The organism is Paenibacillus sp. FSL R5-0923, from assembly GCF_038009145.1.
Lineage (GTDB): Bacteria > Bacillota > Bacilli > Paenibacillales > Paenibacillaceae > Paenibacillus_AQ.
This window is the reverse complement of record NZ_JBBPAT010000001.1, coordinates 2,010,072-2,030,691: the sequence shown is the minus strand read 5'-3', so window position 1 is coordinate 2,030,691 and position 20,620 is coordinate 2,010,072. Positions and strand designations below refer to the sequence as shown.

General features: G+C 43.6%; 22 protein-coding genes and 1 pseudogene. 4 read left to right on the top strand and 19 right to left on the bottom strand.

The genetic code is table 11. From position 1 onward, the window contains the following. Positions 1 to 232: 232 nt before the first annotated feature. Positions 233 to 1,630, bottom strand: coding sequence for an aminotransferase-like domain-containing protein (locus MKX35_RS09090; protein WP_076300456.1), 1,398 nt, complete (start codon positions 1,628 to 1,630; stop codon positions 233 to 235). Positions 1,631 to 1,732: 102 nt separating this feature from the next. Here MKX35_RS09090 and MKX35_RS09085 point away from each other — a divergent pair, with 102 nt between their 5' ends. The 3 genes from MKX35_RS09085 to MKX35_RS09075 all read left to right on the top strand — a co-directional run bounded on the left by MKX35_RS09085 (position 1,733) and on the right by MKX35_RS09075 (position 3,269). Continuing rightward, complete coding sequence (locus MKX35_RS09085) at positions 1,733 to 2,443, top strand: AzlC family ABC transporter permease (RefSeq protein ID WP_076286038.1); 711 nt, start codon at positions 1,733 to 1,735, stop codon at positions 2,441 to 2,443. Further along, positions 2,440 to 2,766, top strand: coding sequence for a branched-chain amino acid transporter permease (locus MKX35_RS09080; RefSeq protein ID WP_042191355.1), 327 nt, complete (start codon positions 2,440 to 2,442; stop codon positions 2,764 to 2,766). The genes MKX35_RS09085 and MKX35_RS09080 overlap by 4 nt, the downstream gene beginning before the upstream one ends. A gap of 293 nt (positions 2,767 to 3,059) precedes the next feature. Then, a complete protein-coding gene (locus tag MKX35_RS09075; protein WP_081383030.1) occupies positions 3,060 to 3,269 on the top strand; it encodes a hypothetical protein in 210 nt (69 codons plus the stop codon). Positions 3,270 to 3,375: 106 nt separating this feature from the next. Here the strand turns inward: MKX35_RS09075 and MKX35_RS09070 are convergent. From MKX35_RS09070 to MKX35_RS09005, 14 genes and pseudogenes are all read right to left on the bottom strand, one after another. Beyond that, positions 3,376 to 3,520: pseudogene (locus MKX35_RS09070) on the bottom strand (LuxR C-terminal-related transcriptional regulator); the annotation flags it as partial. A 2-nt stretch (positions 3,521 to 3,522) separates the two neighbouring features. Next, on the bottom strand, positions 3,523 to 4,236 hold the full coding sequence (locus MKX35_RS09065; RefSeq protein ID WP_076286037.1) for a GntR family transcriptional regulator: 714 nt from the start codon (positions 4,234 to 4,236) through the stop codon (positions 3,523 to 3,525). 8 nt (positions 4,237 to 4,244) lie between these two features. Continuing rightward, positions 4,245 to 5,261, bottom strand: a complete 1,017-nt coding sequence (locus MKX35_RS09060) for a sugar kinase (RefSeq protein WP_042191359.1) — start codon at positions 5,259 to 5,261, stop codon at positions 4,245 to 4,247. Further along, positions 5,254 to 6,006, bottom strand: coding sequence for a 2-dehydro-3-deoxy-phosphogluconate aldolase (gene dagF / locus MKX35_RS09055; protein WP_076286035.1), 753 nt, complete (start codon positions 6,004 to 6,006; stop codon positions 5,254 to 5,256). Before dagF ends, MKX35_RS09060 begins: the two co-directional genes overlap by 8 nt. A gap of 1 nt (position 6,007) precedes the next feature. After that, positions 6,008 to 7,111 carry a DgaE family pyridoxal phosphate-dependent ammonia lyase gene (locus MKX35_RS09050; protein WP_076286034.1) on the bottom strand — a complete coding sequence of 368 codons (1,104 nt, stop codon included), beginning with the start codon at positions 7,109 to 7,111 and terminating at the stop codon, positions 6,008 to 6,010. Then, positions 7,077 to 8,189: an amidohydrolase/deacetylase family metallohydrolase gene (locus tag MKX35_RS09045; protein ID WP_076300455.1), complete on the bottom strand. Its 1,113-nt coding sequence runs from the start codon at positions 8,187 to 8,189 to the stop codon at positions 7,077 to 7,079. The genes MKX35_RS09050 and MKX35_RS09045 overlap by 35 nt, the downstream gene beginning before the upstream one ends. A 347-nt stretch (positions 8,190 to 8,536) precedes the next feature. Next, on the bottom strand, positions 8,537 to 8,713 hold the full coding sequence (locus MKX35_RS09040) for a hypothetical protein (RefSeq protein WP_179086734.1): 177 nt from the start codon (positions 8,711 to 8,713) through the stop codon (positions 8,537 to 8,539). A gap of 13 nt (positions 8,714 to 8,726) precedes the next feature. After that, positions 8,727 to 9,200: a YhcH/YjgK/YiaL family protein gene (locus tag MKX35_RS09035; protein ID WP_076300454.1), complete on the bottom strand. Its 474-nt coding sequence runs from the start codon at positions 9,198 to 9,200 to the stop codon at positions 8,727 to 8,729. 215 nt (positions 9,201 to 9,415) lie between these two features. Further along, on the bottom strand, positions 9,416 to 10,270 hold the full coding sequence (locus tag MKX35_RS09030; protein ID WP_076300453.1) for a MurR/RpiR family transcriptional regulator: 855 nt from the start codon (positions 10,268 to 10,270) through the stop codon (positions 9,416 to 9,418). A 23-nt stretch (positions 10,271 to 10,293) separates the two neighbouring features. Continuing rightward, positions 10,294 to 11,166, bottom strand: a complete 873-nt coding sequence (locus MKX35_RS09025) for an ROK family protein (protein WP_076286030.1) — start codon at positions 11,164 to 11,166, stop codon at positions 10,294 to 10,296. 23 nt (positions 11,167 to 11,189) lie between these two features. Next, positions 11,190 to 11,879 carry an N-acetylmannosamine-6-phosphate 2-epimerase gene (locus tag MKX35_RS09020; RefSeq protein ID WP_042191372.1) on the bottom strand — a complete coding sequence of 230 codons (690 nt, stop codon included), beginning with the start codon at positions 11,877 to 11,879 and terminating at the stop codon, positions 11,190 to 11,192. A gap of 24 nt (positions 11,880 to 11,903) precedes the next feature. Further along, a complete protein-coding gene (locus MKX35_RS09015) occupies positions 11,904 to 12,653 on the bottom strand; it encodes a carbohydrate ABC transporter permease (protein ID WP_179086731.1) in 750 nt (249 codons plus the stop codon). After that, the gene (locus MKX35_RS09010; protein WP_076300451.1) at positions 12,634 to 13,038 is read right to left on the bottom strand and encodes a GDSL-type esterase/lipase family protein; all 405 of its coding nucleotides are present in this window, start codon (positions 13,036 to 13,038) and stop codon (positions 12,634 to 12,636) included. The genes MKX35_RS09015 and MKX35_RS09010 overlap by 20 nt, the downstream gene beginning before the upstream one ends. A 4-nt stretch (positions 13,039 to 13,042) precedes the next feature. Then, entirely contained in the window at positions 13,043 to 13,954 is a 912-nt protein-coding gene (locus MKX35_RS09005; protein ID WP_042191380.1) for a dihydrodipicolinate synthase family protein, read from the bottom strand. A gap of 523 nt (positions 13,955 to 14,477) precedes the next feature. On the opposite strand from MKX35_RS09005, the gene MKX35_RS09000 reads away from it, so the two are divergent. Next, positions 14,478 to 14,663, top strand: a complete 186-nt coding sequence (locus MKX35_RS09000; RefSeq protein WP_042130754.1) for a hypothetical protein — start codon at positions 14,478 to 14,480, stop codon at positions 14,661 to 14,663. Between the two features lie 227 nt (positions 14,664 to 14,890). Here the strand turns inward: MKX35_RS09000 and MKX35_RS08995 are convergent, their stop codons facing one another. The 4 genes from MKX35_RS08995 to MKX35_RS08980 form a co-directional block, all read right to left on the bottom strand. Further along, positions 14,891 to 16,165: a Gfo/Idh/MocA family protein gene (locus MKX35_RS08995; protein ID WP_076286026.1), complete on the bottom strand. Its 1,275-nt coding sequence runs from the start codon at positions 16,163 to 16,165 to the stop codon at positions 14,891 to 14,893. Between the two features lie 92 nt (positions 16,166 to 16,257). After that, positions 16,258 to 17,940 carry a response regulator gene (locus MKX35_RS08990; RefSeq protein ID WP_076300450.1) on the bottom strand — a complete coding sequence of 561 codons (1,683 nt, stop codon included), beginning with the start codon at positions 17,938 to 17,940 and terminating at the stop codon, positions 16,258 to 16,260. Positions 17,941 to 17,953: 13 nt separating this feature from the next. Continuing rightward, positions 17,954 to 19,687 (bottom strand): sensor histidine kinase, encoded by a 1,734-nt coding sequence (locus MKX35_RS08985; RefSeq protein WP_076286024.1) that lies wholly within the window; start codon positions 19,685 to 19,687, stop codon positions 17,954 to 17,956. A gap of 45 nt (positions 19,688 to 19,732) precedes the next feature. After that, positions 19,733 to 20,617: a carbohydrate ABC transporter permease gene (locus MKX35_RS08980; RefSeq protein WP_042191389.1), complete on the bottom strand. Its 885-nt coding sequence runs from the start codon at positions 20,615 to 20,617 to the stop codon at positions 19,733 to 19,735. Between the last annotated feature and the right edge of the window lie 3 nt (positions 20,618 to 20,620).

Genomic DNA, 20,620 nt, shown 5'->3' with positions numbered 1-20,620 from the left:
CCTCCATTAATCTTTCTATAGTAGACATGCCCCTATTCTTTGCAATCTGCAAAAGAGCATGCAAAAAGCCCTTAAGCTGTTCCAGAACGCTTCAGGTAGTGTAATTTTACATCAGTCATCACAGCTTGTATATTCATAAATTTAAATAGTTATATTTATCACATACTAAGATGCAAAAAATCCAAATCAGCCCACAGAGAATCTCTCTGTAAGCTGAGCTTTCAGACACATCCTAGTCTAAGGACATATGTTGCTTCAGAATCTTCAGTCCAGTGTCCAGCTCATCCAATGAGGATGACGACGATAAGGCTACACGTACATACTTGTCCGGTGTGCTGGCACCACTAAGAAACCAATCGGAATGGAATATTCGAACGCCTTGTTGTAACAGTTCTGACTCCAGTTCAGCGGCTGTACGGTATCCTGATAAGGGAATCCATTTAAAAAAACTTAAGGGGTGCCCTTCGGCTGCTGTTTGTGGAAAATATGTCGAAAATAGCTTGTTCGCAGCTTGGACCAGTTCTTTTTTATATGCGACAATCTCAGCAGCACTACCCGATACAATAAGCTCAGAAATAATCTCGGCATCTAGGGAGGATGTCTTCACATTAATATTGAAAATAGCCCGCTCAATTCTCTCTTTGAATTTCTCTCCAAATACGATATAAGCGATCCTAAGTCCAGAGCAAATAGATTTTGTCGTACTGCTAATATAGATGGTCTGATCAGGAAGCAATGAGTACATCGGTTGTTTGTATTCTTCTAAATGACCTGCCGTTAAGAACGCATGAATATCATCTTCTATGAGCAGCAAGTTATGTTTCTGGATAACGTTAGCAATTTCACGCTTCCGCCCATCAGTCATCATAACGGTTGTAGGATTTGTACAAGAAGGCATCAGGAATATACCACGTATATCCAGCAGCTGGCACTGGTTATCCAGCACTTGTGGTAGCATTCCAGAGGCATCGCCTGGAATCGGAACAAGCTGAATACGATACATTCGGGCAAGCTCAATAAAATTAGAATAGGTGAATACATCAACGGCAATCCGTTGTCCAGGTTCGAAGAGAGCAAATAACGTAATGACCAACGCATTCAGGCCACCGGATGCAATTGCGATGTTATTGATATTTGCCTGTATTCCAAATGCTTGCATCCATGATAGGCCTGCCAGTTTATGATGTGGCATTCCTGTAGGATCATTGTAATTTAATAGTTCCTCTATATTGCCTCTATGCATAACCCTTCTTGCGACCTGAGCTACGATCGAGTTACTCTGCTCAAACGAAGCAACAAGCCCCAGATCAATACAGTCATGAGAAATTTTGTCCTTCGATATTGCTATCGAGCGCGTTGCATTCGTTGCCACAAAGGTACCACTTCCTGTAATAGCATAGATGAGTCCTTTAGCTTCGCATAGCTTATAAGCGCGTGTAATTGTTGTGAAATTAACATCTAAAAAATCCGCTAGCTCACGTTGAGGGGGAAGCTTCGTTCCGGGTACCAAAAGACCGCTAGCTATATCTTGTTCAAGTAATGAGGCTATGGAATGATAGATCGGACGCTTCAGCGTATGTCTGTCAGGTCGCCACGACATCGGGTAATTAACAAAAGAATTGATCGGCATATTGTCCTCCCACAAAATTGTAATCCATACAATTATACCGTTGATTGTATGGATTCGCACTGCTACAATGACATGGACATAAGCTAAGGGGTTGTAAGTAACATGCGTAACAATAACAAACTTTATGTAGCATTCCGCACCGCGGCTCCTGCTACCTTTCCCATTCTTGCCGCTTTTTTATTTTTGGGGATCGCCTACGGAATTTACATGAATGTATCAGGGTTTCATGTGATCTATACCTTTCTAATGAGCTCGCTTATTTATGCTGGATCGGTGGAATTTCTAACGGTTCACTTGTTATTAGGTGCTTATCATCCATTAAGTGCATTATTGTTTGCTTTAATGGTTAATGCACGACATCTATTTTATGGCATATCTATGCTGGAGAAGTTTAAAGGTACGGGGCTGAAGAAGCTTTATTTGATTTTTGGTCTCTGTGATGAATCATTCACCATCAATTATTCCGCGAAGATCCCTGAAGGAGTGGATCGCGGTTGGTATATGTTCTTCGTCACGCTGCTAAATCATTGCTATTGGGTCGTAGGCGCTTGTATCGGGGGAGTATTCGGATCGATTTTTCACATGAATATGGAAGGTCTCGAATTTGTGATGACAGCACTATTCGTTGTTATCTTTATTGAGCAATGGAAGAGTGGATCGACCCATAGAAGTGCTCTAGTAGGCGTTGTTATCTCCATACTGTGCCTTATCATATTTGGACGTGACAGCTTCATGATCCCCGCAATGATCCTAATTATTGCAGCACTTACGATCACTCGTAAACAACAGGAACCGGTAGGTGAAACCGCATGACGATGTCTACTTTTCAGCAGATCATTACAATTGCCATGGTTGTGCTAGGCACGATGATGACACGTTTTATTCCGTTCATTATTTTCCCACCGGGACGTCCAACCCCAAAGTACATTCAATACCTAGGTAGAGTTCTTCCATCAGCAACGATTGGACTCCTTGTTATTTATAGCCTAAAGAACACTAACGTATTGTCCGGTAATCACGGATTACCGGAGCTAATATCCGTCGCAATCGTCGCGTTGCTTCATCTCTGGCGAAGAAATATGCTATTATCCATAGCATTCGGTACAATCGCTTATATGGTATTGATTCAGATATAAGAAATTTATGTAGGTCTTATCAACCGTACAGTACTATATAACTACAATTATAACATTAACCTCCATTATTTATCGATCATTCAAGACTACGATAATCCGCAAGAAGCTTGTAGCGGCTACAAAAAACTACACAAGCTTCATCCGACGCGTGAGTTGTATGTATTTCATACGAGCAGAAACGACGTTGAGGTTATAGAAGAATTTTTTTTAGAAGTGCGGCAACCGTCTTTGATACCGATGCATTAGCTGTAATAGGCATCCATATTGATTTTATTAATGGACGAGCAAAACGAATGTATGGGGTTGGGGGGACTAGCGAAATTTGCTATGAGCAGCAGATTCCTGACATACTCATTGAACTTATTACTTTGACTGATTTACCAATTCAGCTTGGTTCGATACAAGAGCCTTATGGCTTTGATGGAATTGTTGGTATTGATTTTATGATAAGAGCTAAATGCAAGGTTGATTTTGACACCATGAATATCGATCTTAAACACTAAACCAAGCGATAACATCCATCAGTGGACAGCAATCGCTTGGTTTTAGTTTTCCTCTACAACAAAAAACCTCCCCACACCCGTAAAGGTGGAGAAGGTATAAATGCGTCACTTTTAGCTCCCCAAGCCTAATCAGCTCGACAACCGCTTGTGAACGGCCTTTAACTTTCAATTTCTGCATTATGTTGGAGATGTGATTGCGTATGGTTTTCTTGCTAATGAATCATTGACCAAGCGATATCACGAGTCGTTTTAACTACACCTCATAGTTCACTACATAATTCTGCAGCTCTGTATTGTAAAAGCCTACACTATACTCAGTTACCTTGCCCAGCTCATCATAAGAATAACGAGTTCGCTTCAGCAAGGGACACTTCTTATCAAGGAGCAATATCTCCTCTACATCAGGCGGAGGAACGGCAACGGAAAATTCATCACGCAGTTTCTCTAAGGAAACGCTCCGCTCTTCAAGCAGTTCATACAAGGACTGGGCATTTAAGTCCAGTAGATCCAAATCATCCATACCATTTACTAAATAATGCGTGTAATGAACGTATGGAATATCATTGAGACTATATATGCGTTCCAAGCGTATACAACGTTCGCCGAATAAACGAAAGGCTTCGCTTTCGACTTCATTATATACTCGCTCCGCCTTCAGCCATTGCTTCCGAATTTGGTGCCCTTCATCCACTAGAATTTCCGTGAATTTTTTCCACTTGGACAGCTTGGATGATGAGGTATTACGGATCACCTTCGTCCCCTTGCCGCTCCCCTTTTCCAGAAATCCTTCTTGGACGAGCTCCTGAATGGCACCGCGTACAGTGATCTTGCTGACATTGAATTCCTGCTCTAGCTGAGGCTCGGAAGGAATATTCAATCCAATAGGATAGACTCCGTGTAGAATCCGATCCTTTATAATATTTGCAATTTGCATATATAAGGGCTTATCTTTTCGGGACAAACTCAAGAGGTTCACTACCTTTCTACATCGCCTACGGATAGAGTCATAGCTCGAAGTATATCCGCTTCTGAAGCCATGGGAGTGTCGCCCTCGACAGTATGGGCTAACATACTAGCGGCAGCGGCAAACCGTACTGTCTGCTCAGGTGTAAATCCTGTTAGCTCGCCATGCACAATTCCGCTCGTATAGGCATCTCCAGCCCCTATTCTATCATAGACGAGAAATCTCAGCGTATCCGAAAAGAAGAAGCTCTGATTCTTATAAAGAAACCCACGCAGTGAATGTGAGTTGTCGCCATGAATACTGCGATGGGTGCCTGCGATCACCGAGATATCGTAATGCTTCGCAACTGCTGGAATCAGTTCGATCAATTGCTCTTCACGTTCAGCTTGTTCAGTGCTGATCCCCAAGATAAAGATTGCGTCCTTCTCATTCATCATTACGATATCGGCCAGCTGCAGCATCTCCTCGTAATGCGGCTTCGCTTGTGAATAGCCTTCCGGTCCCCACAAGGACGGACGATAGTTGCAATCAAAGATCACAGTCCCACCCTGCTGTTTGACAGCTCTAGCCAAGGATTTCATATGATGACGTACACTATCGTTCATAGCCAGCGTAATGCCGCAGAAATGGATCACATCCAGGCTTCGCGCAATCTCTTCATAATTATAAGTTTCCTCAGGAGCCGTATTGAAGCTACTCTCCAGACGATTGCTGTAAGTTACCTTGCTTGGACGTGCACCAAATCCGTTCTCCAAGAAATACAAGCCCAGATATTCTCCTCCTCGTATAACGAGGCTAGAAGAGATGCCCAGCTTCCGCAAATACGCGGCGGCGGCCTCTCCCAAGGAAGTAGTCGGCAAACGGGAAATCAAATAACCTTCATGCCCGAAGCGTGCCAGTGCAGCGCTGACATTAACCCCGGTACCAGAGAATGAATAGTTTAAGCTGTTTCCCTGGGATAGCAGCTGAACTCCCGGCACCTGCAGACGCATCATCACTTCTCCGAATGCCCCGATTCGTTTAGGCATATTTATCTGTCAGCCTCTTCATAATTCCAAGCAAATCACGCACATCCTGGGTCCGGGTCTGGCCCGATTCTTTATCGATAATGGATGAGTAGACATGCGGAATCACTTGTGGCACCCCTGCTTCAAGCGCAATCTCTAGTATTTCCTCGAAATTGTCCATATCAATTCCACCGGTTGGTTCGAGTGCGAACCCTGCCTCAGCACAGGCCTTAGCGACAGAGCGGTATTCCTCTTCACGGCTTAATCCCTCCATCGGGAAATACTTCAGTGCATTACCACCCATATCCCGAACAAGCGCAATTGCCGATGCTATAGGTACAATCGCCGCTTCACTCTGCGCAGCGCTGAAGACTCCTGTAGAAATATTCACATAACCAGCGTGACCAGAAGGGGCGATCATGCTGTTGATCCAACTGTCTTTCCCACCAAGATTAGCGCGTGTAGCTCCAACCACCGGGAATGCCTGGTTAATATGACTACCCGGATAATGCTTAGCAATCTCGGCCACAATTGCCGCTTGGCGATTATCCCCTGCACCTAAGCCAATGGATACCGCATCTTCAATCTCTTGACCATATTGCTTCATGGCGGTTACGGCTTCTTCTACCGTCTTATAATCCTTAGAGAGCACACCGACCAGTACATAACCTTCCGCCGCTTCATAAATTTCTTTAGCATTAGCGATATCTTTAGCGAGTACATTTAATGCGGTGCGGCCCTTATAAAAACGTTGTGAAATCGTCATCTTATTGTCCCCCTATTAATTTATGAATGCTGTCTACAATCACGTGCAGATCATCCCCCAGAAGCGGCCGTGGATCAATATCGAAATATCCCTGCTTCACTCCATAATCGCGGGTGTAGATCGCAATCTCGCCCTTCTGCAACCCCTCCACCAATTCTTTCGCCGTAATTCCGGCCTGCTGTGGATCAACCTGAACCCGGCCGCGATAGATGGCACGGCCCGCCTCGTCCTGCACAATGGTTACACGAATTCCCGGAAGTTCATTCAACACCATCAATCCCTGCAAAGACGCTTTCTCGGTGTCACTCTTGTCTTCCTTGACCATGTATTCCTCTAGTGCTTGCAGCAGACCAAAGGAAGTTTCTTTACCAACCTTCATACTGCGTCCTATTCCATACAATTGGACCTTAACCCATTCCACATAATTACGTTTGCCGGCGATAATACCGGATGTAGGCCCTTCAATAGCTTTAGAACCACTATAAATTGCCAGGTCAGAGTATTTCACATATTTACAGAGGTCTTCTTCCGCTGCGGCATCTACGATTAGTGGAATGCCCCTACGTTTTGCGATCTCCCATGCTTCTTCGACGGATAACATATTCTTCTGCACCGCATGGTGGGACTTCACGTATAGAATGGCAGCCGTCTGCTCACAAATGGCATCCTCTATATGCTCGGCACGGCCTTCATTCGCATAACCGACCTCAATTAGTTTCCCACCACCTAGATAGACCATCGTTTCCACAGGAGCTCCGTACTGTACATTATGCCCCTTCAGAATGATGATTTCATTGCGTGGAATGGCTTCTTGGTGCAAACGTTCACTGCGGCGCCGATTGCCTTGGGTCACTAGCGCCGCAACGGACAATGCAATACCGCTGGAGGCTGAGTTAACGATAAGCGCTGCTTCAGCGCCGAGAATTCGTGCCGTGTAATCTCCGGCTTTATCCACCAGATCCGCTATTTCCACATAACTCTGTCCGCCTTGCTTCATAGCCTCCATCACTGTGTCAGACGGAGCCGACACACCCAAGATACTCATTCTGCCGCTTGCATTGATTACGCGTTTAAGCCCGTATTTCGCATTTAATGAATTCCCCACCTATAACCACTCCTTTTGCATGGATTACTTTATCCGTCATTCTTTCTTCTCCTTCAGAATCCACAAGCACTGCAGACTTATGCTGCAGGGTGAAGAGAGTCAAGTTTGCAGGATCTCCCACCTGAATTCGGCCCAGCTCCGGCCTGCCCAGCCATTCCGCCGCATTGGAAGTAACCGCTGCCACAATCTCATCCAGAGCATAGCCCAAACATAGAAACTTGGAAAGTACATTAGATATGCTAAAGACTGGTCCCTTCATTCGGTTCACTCGATAGATATCCGTGCTAATCGTATTCAGTCCAATACCATTACGTTTAGCAGCCTCAGCTACCTTAAAAGAGAAGCTTGCTGTTCCATGTCCCACATCGAGATGAACTCCCCGTTCAATGGCCTCAGTCAGTACCTGAAGCGGCTGACCATCCGCAGCAAACAAATTATTCTCTTTTCCGTTGAGATAATGGGTCACGATATCCTTACGCTGCAAAAGGGGCATAACCTCTCTGATATCTGGCGGTGCTGAACCGATATGTACCATTAACGGCAGGCCCGTCTCCATTGAAAGGCTTCGTGCAATATGCAGCGGCTCAATCCCGCTGCCACCCACAACGCTTTTGCTGATCCTAGCCTTTAATCCCACGATTATCTCCCCGTAGGTTCGGACGGATTGCAGGATCTTCTCCTTATCAATCCATTCCAAGTTGGACAATTCATCAATTCTTAGCAGTCCGATCCGCGAGATATTTAAGAAAGCCAGCACATTCGTCTTAGCCTGAGACGCGTCCAGAGCCAGATCACCTATCCGATCCGCCCCGCAGCTACCGGCATCGACTAGAGTGGTCACCCCTTGCCGGACACCGATCTCATCGATCTCGTCACCATACGGATCAAATTCGCGAAAGGCATGCACATGCATATCGATCCAGCCACTGGATACGTACGCGCCTGAACCTTCCCACTCCTGCTCCCCATGCGCCTCACCTGCCGGGGTGATCTCAGCGATCTTGCCATTTTCGATTACAATGTCGATCTCTTCTCCGCTTACCCGTTTCACCTGACGGAGCACGTATCTTTCATCCATTGTTCTCACCTTTTTCCATATAACATTATAATGTTTAAAATAACACGAATAGCGCGTTAAGTAAATATAACGTTATAATGTTTATATGTAAAATTAGACGTGGTTGTCACAAAATTAGAGAAACCTGATTATCGGACGGATTCTTTGTAGAGAGTAATTAGGGAAAATCTCCCTGATTATAGCCGATAATTGCTTTTAATGAATAGAATTAGGGAATTCCTCCCTAAAAATCGTGGTAATATCTATATTCACCAACGAATCAGTTGAATTAGAGGGAGATTTTCCCTAATTATTAGTCAAATAAGCAAAAATCGCAGAATTTTACGGAGATTTCCCCTAATTATCTATCAGAGCTTCCGTTTCACTTCTTCAGTAGTGCTAGAAGTCGATTTGGCTTTTACCTGCCCATAATCTACAGAAGCAAGCTGCAAATGACCGAAACGCAAAGCAGCGATCCTCCAATAAAAAGGAGAATCGCTGCTTTCTTGACTTTTACCGTTCAGAATATCGAATGTGTCTGTCACTCTTGTACAAAATCTATGAACTTAATAACCCTACATGTATCTTAATAACAGCCTTCTTAATCTTCATGCCCGGTTGACCCATACCAGGTCTGTGTACATCATGCGGGAAAAAGACTGCGAACATCCCCGGCTTCAAAGTTAACAAAATTTCATCGGATGACGGAGGATAAAGCGCATAATCTGCTTCGGCATCGTAAGGCTTAGTAGCCTCGATCCCTTCTTGCAAAGGGGACCAACCGATCGTTTCTTCACCTTCGATCAGATAATGCACATCAATATAAGCCTCATGCTTTTCAGCAACCTGTTCCTCTAGCGACTTCGCCTCAAGCGCCATAATCGAAACGTATATCTCGTTACCGCGCATCTCGATTCGCCCGAGATCAGGTTCGTGTCGTAAGATGACTTTCAATTCCTCAATAGCCTCTACAATGACTGAATTCTCGTATCTGCTATGCTCTTCCCAAGATGACAATGAACCTAAGATCATATTGTCTCATTCTCCTCACATCTCAATTATCTTACAGAGGTTGTTCAAAAAGTCCGCTTTTGATCACGAAGTAGCCCAAGAAGCTTACTCGACATCGAATATTGAATTCAGGCGAAACTTCCGGTGCTCACGTAGCTTCCACTACGCTCCGCTCCTCAGTTTCTACCTTCATCCAATCTTCTCGGTGTTAAAAACCATACTTTTTGAACTCGCACTTATAGGAGCTTCTCACTAACTGCTGCAGCTGTTGTTTCTTTATTGATAATGGACTGCTCACTAGTCTTTTTGAAATATTCCACATATAAAATATCCAGCAGATAGAGTTGTGAGATCTTAGCAGATAATGAACCGCCCTGCAGAGGACCCTCATTAGCACCACAAAGTAAGGTAAGATCCGAATACGACGTTAAAGGTGACTTTTCAAATCTCGTAATGGACACCACCTTAGCGCCTCGTTCCTTCGCCTTTCTAGCAACCTCGATACTATCTTTCGTTGAACCGGAGTAAGAAATGATTACAGCTACATCTCGGTTAGACATTAGCGCCGCAGACATCATCTGAAGATGTGAATCCATCAAACACTCCGTTTTGTTAGTAATGCGCATAAATTTAATTTTGGCTTCCATCGCCGTGATTAATGAAGAGCCTACGCCGAAAAATGATACTCGTTCCGCGTTTATCATATAATCAATAGCTTCATTGATCTTCTGTATATCAATTAAATTATAGGTCTCGTTCAGTGCACTTACATTTGTGGTCAGCACTTTGGAAGCCACAGCTTCAGTAGTGTCGTCCATTAGAATTTGATCCGTAAGCTGCGGGATCTCATTCTCTACAGTGATACTATGAGCGAGTGCAATCTTGAACTCTTGATACCCTTTATAACTTAAAGATTTGCAAAATCGAAAAATACTTGATTCACCTACATCGCACGCATCTGCAAGATCAGTAATCGACATATAGACAACACTTCTCGTGTTCTCCAGGACGTAGTCCGCTACCTTCTTCTCCGTATTCGTCAAATTATTGTACTTGGAATGAATAGAAGAAAAAATACTGATTGTTCGCAAATAAGCCCCTCCTTTACAATGATTTAATGTGCGAATAAAGAGGAAGCACCAAGCAAGCCTGCCTTATTCCCAAGTGAGGCCTTAACAATTCTTACACCCGCAAAACTCTCCATAATTAAAGACTTCGTCCGTTCCTCTACCCTTTGAACTAAATCTTCTTGTTCCATAACACCGCCCCCAATAATTATAGCGGATGGATTGAAAATATGAATAATTGAGGCTAAACCCGCGGACACCTCAGTTACCCATGAATCCAAGATCTGTTTCAGAGCTTCGTCCCCTTTGTGAATTTTATCAAAAAGGACTTTTCCGTCTGTACATTCGGGATCTGCTTGCTGAGCCATCTTGACTAAAGCAGTGGTTGAAGCATACTTCTCATAAAAAGGCAGTCCCTCCACCGCATCTGACAATGGATGTGTCAGGATATGACCAAATTCGGCCGCCACCCCATCTGCTCCTTTATAGATTTGGCGGTTCAATACAATGGCACCACCAATGCCCGTGCCAAACGTCAAGCATAAGAAATTGTTAAAGTTCTGGGCAGCACCATAATAAGCCTCGCCTAATGCTGCTGAATTCACATCGTTCTCTACCATAACAGGTTTATGAAAATGATTAGTTACAATTTCCTTAATCTTCATCCCTGTATAGCTAGGTATATTTTCGTTAGCATAGACTATAATTCCTTCTTCAGCATTGACTTGACCGGCTGTACTTATAGCAATGGCATCAAAATCATCATTTTCTGCAATCTTATCAAGCAATCTTGAGATTACATGCGGCCCTCCCAAGTGGCTCTCAGTTGCATACTCCTTAAAGTTATGAACATTCCCAAGTTTATCGCATATACACATCTTGGTATTGGTACCGCCAATATCTACAGCGAGAATTCTCATCCTTATCTACCCTCTCCGGCAATCTACTGAATAGCGTCTACAAACCTTTTGGTAATCTCCATTGGTCTTGTAATCGCTGAGCCGACTACTGCTGAAAAAACACCTAGATCAAACATTTTCTTCAGTTCTTCAGGAGTGGAAACACCGCCTTCAGCTATCACAGGCACAGAGAAGTTGCTTACGATTTGCTTGACTAGCTCGAAATCTGGAAGTGACCGCTCTTTGGTGTATTCTGTATATCCGCTTAAGGTAGTTCCCACAAGATCAAACCCCAGCTCAACGGCTTTAGCAGCTTCTTCAAATGTAGAGCAATCTGCCATAAACAGTTGATCTTTATAGGTCTCTCTTATGTGAGGAAATAGTTCTGAGATGGTTGATCCATCCGGACGAGTCCGGTCTGTCGCATCCATAGCAATGATATCTACCCCTTCGCGGTAAAGCTCATCTACTTCCTTCAGGGTTGGTGTAATAAACACTTCAGAACCTTCGTATACCCTTTTGATGATCCCAATGATAGGTAGATCCACTGTTTTCTTAATTTCTTGAATATCCGCTACGCTATTTGCCCGAATACCTGAAGCACCGCCCAAGTATGCTGCATAAGCCATTCTTCCCATTATAAACGGACTATGCAGCGGTTCTTCGGGTAAGGCTTGACTGGAGACGACTAGTTTATGTTTTATCTTTTTAAGTACATTATTTTCAGTATTCATCAGTAACCCACTCCACATTTTTATTTATTCTTTGACTGCTCCTGCTGTAATTCCATTGGTGAAGAAACGTTGGAATAACATGAACACTAGCAACATCGGAATTGCAGCAATGGTGGCTCCGGCCATTTTATATGCGAAATTAGGATTCAGATCCTGCATTAAGGTTGCAGTACCAACCATTAATGTTTTCATTTTGTTCTCTTGGCCTATAACCAGCTGCCACAAATAATCATTCCAGACTTGCACGAAATTTAGAATAAATAAGGCTCCAATACCAGGTTTAATAATAGGCACCATGATGCGAGTAAAGATTCTCCATTCATTTGCACCATCTATTCTTCCGGCTTCTCTTAAAGCGTTAGGGGTTAAATCGAAGAATCCTTTTAATAGGAAGACTCCAAATGCACCCGCAACGTTCGGCCAAATCATACCGTTATACGAATTCACCATTCCAAATTGCTGTGTAATCCGGAATAAAGGCACGATCATAATTTCCTTAGGAATCATCAAGCTCGATATGAAAATAATGAAGATGATATCTTTACCTTTAAAATTGATCTTTGAGAATGCATAGGCAGCCATAGCGCCTACAATAATAACGATAATCGTAGATACGCCTGAGACATAAATACTATTAAACGTCCATCTCAAAGCCGGTTGGTTCTGAAACACATCCACATAGTTGGAGAATGTAATCGATTTAGGCCACCAGTCTGGAGGCATCTTCACAACATCTGAACTGTTCTTAAGCGAACTAGTGAATAACCAATACAAGCACTTCTGGAGCTTTTCCGGCTGGACCTGCCCCGCTCCCTCTAGCTTTATGAGCGAGTCTAACAATACCTTGTGCGATGTTATAAGAAGTTTGTTCAAATCTTTCTTTCGTATCATTCGTCCCAAGCATGATCACTACCAAATCAAGTGGTGCATGTGACATGAGGCATGGATAGAGATAAGCTATTCCGGCTAACCCTTCAAATAGCGGATCGTCACTAACACTGGTTCTACCAGGAAGCCCTTCCTCTATGACACGATAAGCGTCGCCCAGTTCTGCATGCAGAAGCCCGGTCCAACGTATTTCATCATTAAACCTTTGATCTGTCTCTGCGTCGTAGCCCCAAGTATTGGAATCACCAAAGCATACGATGGTTCTCTTCATTGCATTAACCACAATATTTTTCGATCGCTTGATCAATCAATTTCATAATATCTGCGATTGGACCAGCATCTTCAGCGGCTACCCCTTCAAGCGGTGCTCTTACACTACCAATGTTTACGCCTCTTAATCTCAGAACCTCTTTAATTTCCGCATACATAGAACCCTTGAGGGAACAAAGCGCGATGATGATATCGTTGATCTCACTTTGAAGTTGTCCTGCTTCCTCAAACTTGCCGGCAAGTACAAATGTATTAGCTTGCAAGAACAGCTCCGGCATAACTGCATAAGTACCACCAATGCCAGCATCGGCTCCCATGATTCTTCCCGCAACATACTGTTCATCCGGTCCATTAAAGACCACTACATCTTTTCCACCCACTCTTTTGAAGCGTTCAATATCCATAGGTGGCATAGAAGAATTCTTAACACCGATAACTTTTTTATTAGTAAGCAGTTTCTCGAATAAAGCTGGAGTTAGTGTATATCCCGTAGTCTGAGGAATGTTGTAGATAATGAACGGTAGAGGAGTTGCCTCCATAATATCGCTCCAATATTTAGTTACTGCACTATCAGGTAATTTGAAATATATAGGTGGGATTGCGGATAGTGCATCATATCCTAAGCTCGCCGCATGTTTTGCTAATTCGATACTATCTCTAGTAGAAGGGGCTCCTACATGAGCAATCAGTGTCATTTTACCTTTCAGGTTACTAGCTACATAGCTAAGTACCGCTTTGCGTTCGTCCAGACTCTGGTAGATACATTCTCCAGAACTACCTCCCACATAAACACCTTGAACTCCTTTTTCAAATAAGTAATCACATAAGGCATGTGTCCGGGATTCGGAAATATTTCCTTGATCGTCATAGCAAGCATAGAAGGCAGGTATAATTCCGTGGAACTTGTTGAGTGTCATTGATAATCCCCCTTAAGATGTGAACGGTTTCTTTTCTACATATTCAAGATATCACTTAAATTTAGTTCTGTAAATTATTTTCTCTATTTTTTTAAAAATAAAATTTATTTCCACCGGAAGAACGATCATACTAGAAAAATAGTTTCATTTAAGTAAATGCCCATAAAATAAGACCTTATTTTCCAATTAAAAATAGAATATCGGACGATATATGCAGCTCTAGTTATTATCAGAGTAACACTATCTACGACCTTAAAGTCATCTGCCGTATTGGTAATTACTAGAAATCCTTTGCGGCTCTCAAGGGCAATAGATTATCCTTTTAAATCTAATATAAGTGTCTCCTACAAGGAGACACTTTTCTCCATAGGAAGCACAAACCCTAATTAACACACAATGTTCACTTAAAAACTGTGTTTTTCACGTGGACACAGCTTTAAAAAACTAATTTCTATGATATAATGAAAGCGTAACCAGAACAATACAAAATATATTGTTTCTTCGCCAAAGGAGGCTGGAGGAAATGCTAGCAGGTCTTAAAGAACTTAAAAATTGGGTAACGGAAAATTGGAATCCAACGATGAATTCAGGTAATGAGGATTATCAAAAAATGGAATATTCTGTGCAACGCCACTTGCACACTCCAAGATCCCCAAAACCACTCACCTATGAAGAAGAAGCTCGTATCAAGACTGTTAAATTCCATTAATTTCACCACCTTTAGATACAGATTGACCCTATAATAGAATCTTGTCCTAAGGCCGCAGATCCGGAAGTCATTCCAGTAGAGCGGTCTTTTATTATGCCTTGAGATTATGTAACGAAAAACCTTTTCCATATTGACTCGATTTCTTGAATCAAATACATACTAAAAAACCTCCCTCTCCATGACGGCATCCCATCACTTCGAAAGAGGCTTCCTAGTATCATTTGATCTTATACAGACATTTGTCCTTTCTTCTGCAAGTCCGAAAGCTTGACCGCCTGACCTGCGTTCAATCTCGAATGTTCCGACGCGAATGCGATCAAATGACTCTGCAGGGATGCCGTCGCCGAGGTCAAACCTTGCGATGGATTGCTGTCGAATTGACGCACATTCCGCAGGAATGAGCTTACCATACGGTCATCGCCGCCTCCATGACCATCGCCTTCCACATTGCAGCCAATCTCAACCTTCTCGCCCGATACATAGCGGTACAGCGTGAAAGATCCTTTGTCCATATCCCCGATGATCTCGCCTTGTGTTCCCATAATTTGAACCCGGCGCGTGCCGCTCTGTGTCAGCCCTGACATGATGAACGATGCATTCGCTCCGTTCTCGAACTCCATGTTGACTACCTGGTGATCCACGACATTATTATCGCAGCGATACACGCAGCGACCCCACGGTCCTTCCTTCAGCGCCTTCAAGATCCCCTCTTGCGACAAATCATTCGTCATATAGCGTGCCCAAGGGTGTTCCGGGGGCTGAATATATATTTTCATCGCCGAGAAGGCGCATTCCTTCTCAACCTCACAGCCGTTGATACAGCGATCCGCGGAGCCTTCCGGAGCGTTCTCCGCCCTGAAATGCAGTAATGATCCGTACGAGCTCACGCTTGTACACGGTTGATTCATAAGCCATGAGATGAGATCCAGATCATGGCATGATTTGGCCAGGATCATGGGACTCGTCTCCTCCGAATTGCGCCAATTCCCGCGGACATAACTGTGTGTCATATGCATGTAGCCCACATTTTCGGTTAATTGAATCGTACCTATCGTTCCGAGTTCACCGTCTTCGATGCATTTTTTGATCCCAGACCAGAACGGGGAATATCGCAGGACATGGGTTACGACGAGCAATCGCTTATACCGAAGCGAAGCTTGCTCCAATTCGATGCATTCTTCCATGGAAGGAGACATCGGCTTCTCTAGCATGACATGATAGCCTAGCTCCATCGCTTTCATCGCTGGTATATAATGCATCCGATCGAGCGTAGCAATTATCATCACGTCCGCAATTTGACCCTGATCGAATACTTTCTCCCAAGAATCGTAGACATGTTCTGGGGCAATTCTATGAATCTCTGCAAATCGATTTCTACGTTCATCATCCGGCTCAGCTACGGCAACAATCTTTAATTCATTCGGGAACTTCTCCGCGTAGGGCCCATAAATATATCTTCCTCGACTGCCAGCGCCAAGTAATACAGCTGTTAATGTTCTCAAGACTACTCCTCCTCTTGCGCACCTAGTGTACTTCCATTGTAAGGCGGTAGGAACGTAGGCAAAAGAGATCGTTACTGACATTTCATATACATTTATTGACCTTGATTCTGTATATGGATCCTTGCCATACGGAAATCTTGCGGCGTCGTTTCGTTCTGCTTCTTGAAGAAGCGAATAAACGCAAGTGCTGAGTTGTACCCCAGGGCAGCAGCAATTTCATTCACTTTCATCGATGTGTTGAGCAGCATATCCTTGGCAATCAGGTTACGATAGTCGTTCACATATTTAGATAACCCCATTCCAGTGATTTGCTTATAAAGTCGGGACAAATACGATGGATTCAAGCTCACGTAATCGGCCAGCGCATTTAAGGAAATATCAGTGGAAATATGTTCTTCAATATATCGATGTACCTTATTCACGACCTCTGTCGGCAATTGCGTACCCCGCAGCGCATTCCATTCGAAGAAGCAATCCGCCATTTGCGAGAAGTATTGAATCAGCTCCGACCATGATGCGGAATCTCCATAGCGATATAACTTATCCAGATCCATCAGCGTATTGATGTAATCCCGAATTTCCCGATTCTTATGGATATAGAACAGAAAAACAGCTGAAAGCGAATGATACAGTTCGATCTTCCGCTCATTCGGCGACTCCTCATCATTCCAAATGGACGTTAGTTCGGCATACAGCTTGTTGAATTGCTCCCGATGATTATTCTCGAGACAAGACATCAGCAATTGAACACGGGCGTGATAGAAGGCATCGTGGTAGTTCCCACTCAGATCACCGTTCACTTCTCTTTGAATGTCTTTATCGGTCAATATGACCTCATTAAATAATCCATGTCCTTGTACCAGGCCGTATTTGATCGAGTGAAACCGATCAGATATGTTATCCCATGTCGTTGCTTCACTTCCAAGAAGGAAAGAAACCGATAAACTCAGCAATCTCTTGCAATTTCCCTGCACAGTCTCCAGAATACCGCTCGTATACCGATGAGCTCTGATCCAATCCTGATCCCCGTATTCGATAGACGATCCATCCGGGATTTTCGGTTGAATCATCCAGACGATTTTGGATAACTCGAATACAACGGAATAGCATCTGACCTGCGTGGACAAATACTCATCGCAAATGTTCTGTACGGCGTAAGTCAATAACGCTTTATCCGGCGTCGTGAACATTTCTTTCCATGCGTCTACCCTGCCTATGAGCAAGTAAACCGGCAATGTCGCATCAAGCGGGATATCGATTTCTTTGAACGCCTGCTTTAATTGGCTATCCGATACATGCTTGCCTTGAAAGAGCTCCCACACATACTCTTTTTGCAGGGAGGGCAATGCCAGTCTCATTTTGGATTGCGCTCTAGCGATCATCTGTTCTTGGTTATTTTCTTCTTCAATTTTCTCAATCGCCCGTTCTACGGACTGAATAATTTTCTCATCACTTTCGACCTTCAGAATATAATCGAACCCACCGTACGTAATTGCGCTCCTTGCATAATGAAAATCATTGTATCCTGTTAAGAAAATAACTTTGCAGGCCGGCCACTGGGATTTGATTTCCCGAAGCAGCTCAATCCCTTCCAGTCCAGGCATCTTAATGTCGGAAATCACGATATCAATACGGTGATGAGACAGTACCTCCAGTGCTTCTTCACCTGAATATGCCTTCATAACCTCGAGTTGTAAATGATCGGTCTCATTGAATAGCTCCAGAAGACCATCGACAATAATGGGAAGGTCATCGACGATTAGCAGTCGGTACATGCTGATTCCTCCTCTAGTTCGCGCTCAGATTGATTCTTACTTGAAGTCCACCAAGAGCAGAACGTGACACTGTAATGCCATATTCCTCACCGTACCGCAGCTGTATTCTGCGATGCACATTTATGATTCCGGTTGTTTCCTCCATCCTAGTGGTGGATTGACGCAGTCGCTTCTGAAGCTGTTCGATCTCCGCATCGGAGATGCTTCGGCCATTATCTTCGACATAGATGGAGAATACATCGCCCACCCGCTCACAATGAACCCATAGCTCACCCTGCTGAATCATATTGCCCAAGGCATGCTTATAAGCATTTTCGATGATCGGCTGCAGAATCAGCCTCGGCACGAAGAGATCAGGAACATCACCTTCGAACTTGACTTGAATACGGTCTCCGTAACATATGGTTTGCATGTCTACATACGTGCGAGAATGATTGACCTCCAGCCCCAGCGGAATATCATCCTCGTCATCGCGAGTAATGAACTGAAAATATTGTCCGATGTACAGGCAGAATTGATAAGCCTTTTCCTTCTGATTCTCGGATTTAATTAACCGGCACAATACAAAAAAACAATTATATAAAAAATGAGGATTAATTTGCGATTGCAATCGTTTCAGTTCGGAACGCTGGTTCCTGATTTGCTGCTCGTAATTTTCCTCGATTAGTGTTTTCAAGGATCGGATCGTATTATTAAAAGCTTGGTACAAATACCCGAACTCATCGGCTCCACGATCGATCACGATCGGTTCCAGCCTATTCTGCTGAACGCGCCGAAAGGAATGTACAAGTTTCATTAATGGCCGATAGATAAATCGTAATAGAAAGTAGGAGAAGAAAACGACAATACCCACAGCTAGCGCGCAAGCCCACCAGAACAATGTTCGATAGATCTCAAGAGAACCCAAAATCGTCTCTTCGGGAATGCACATAATCGAATAGGAATTCCAGAGACTGGAGTATTTATATACCGTAAGAAACCGCTTACCATTATACATAATCGTTTCGTATCCTTCGTCTTTTTGCAATTCCCGCTTATCCGCAGCGAAGGATTTCATTTGTTCCAGCAGTTCCGGATCCATGTCACTCTCGATCTCCCAACCACGTTCCAGATTGAGCAATACGCTCTGTCCACCACGCGAGCTGCCGATTTGAGATAACGTTTCTCTGATTTTGATAGTCGATAATTCAACCGCTACGATATAAATCGGATTTTTAACGGTATTAATGGGGTATTGCATGGAAATAAATAATCGATCGTTCCAGTAAATGAAAGGTTCTTCGTATAATCTCTTGTTTTGCTGCATAGAAGCATATTCCTGCTTATTCATCGAAGTTTCAAATTTATTGCTAAGAATCGTTCGGTCGATAAGAGGGATATACGCCCTTGCTTCTTGAATAAATGGACTTGAGTTCTTCATCAATTCAAGCCGTCTTTGGATATCTAATATTTTTTGCGCACGATCGTAATAACTCATGTAATTGCCTGTAGTTGCAATTTCCATCAAGTCTTTGTCCATCACATAGTTCGGCAAATAACGGCTGATCCGGTCTGCTTCCTTGTCGAGTGAATCCAGATAGAAGCGAGTCGTATTTAGAATAGACTCGGAAATTTCACTCCGAATATTGTCCGAACCCTTCTCATTAATCAACCAGGTAATCGCCATGAGTGGAAACAAGGCTGCCAGAAAGGCAGCCATTATTTTCTGGAATATAGAGGAATCTTTAATCAAGAATCGGATTTTCATCGTTTGTTCTCCTGCAATGCAATGTCATAGTTTGAGTGCCCTATTTTATTCTTTGACACTCCCCATCACAATTCCTTTAATGAAGAACCGCTGCAAGAACGGATACACGATAAGAATCGGAAATGCTGCTACGAATATTTGAGCTGCCCTGCTCGTACGATCGGACAATTTGATCATTAATTCTGCCCTCTCAGGTTTAATAAAGCGGAAATCCATTTTGATAATGATCGTCTGCAGGAAGGTCTGCAGCGGATAATTCTCGGGATGATTCATGTAAATCATACCATCAAACCAGCTATTCCAATGCCCCACCATAGTGAAAAGACCTGTCGTTGCCAATGCCGGCAACGATAGCGGCACATATATTTTCCATAAGGTAGTAAATTGACCCGCCCCATCGAGCAGCGAAGATTCCTCAAGTTCTTTGGGCAGACTGCGGTAGAAATTCAGCAGCAGAATAACGTTGAACACCGTGACCGCTCCCGGCAGCACCAAAGCCCAGATTGTATCGAGCATCCCAAGGTTCTTCACGGTTAAATAGTTTGGAATAAGCCCGCCACTGAATAAAATCGTGAATACGAAAAACCATGAATAGAAGGTCCGCAGCCGAAATTGGCGAGAATCTTTGGATAATGGATAGGCCGTGATAATCGTCAGGAACATGCTGATTGTCGTTCCCATAAGGACCCGCTGAATCGATACCCAGAATGCGCGTAAATATTCAGGTTTTCCAAATACGTTAGCATAAGCAGCCGTTGTGAATTCAACAGGCCACAGGATGACTTTTCCGGCGGATGCTGCCTGCCCGGAGCTGAACGAGAGCGCCAAAATATGAATAATAGGCATGAGGCATAACAAAGATACGGATGCCAGAAAAATAAAATTACATATCAAAAACAATTTTCTTCCGAATGATCTGTTAGTACGCACGAT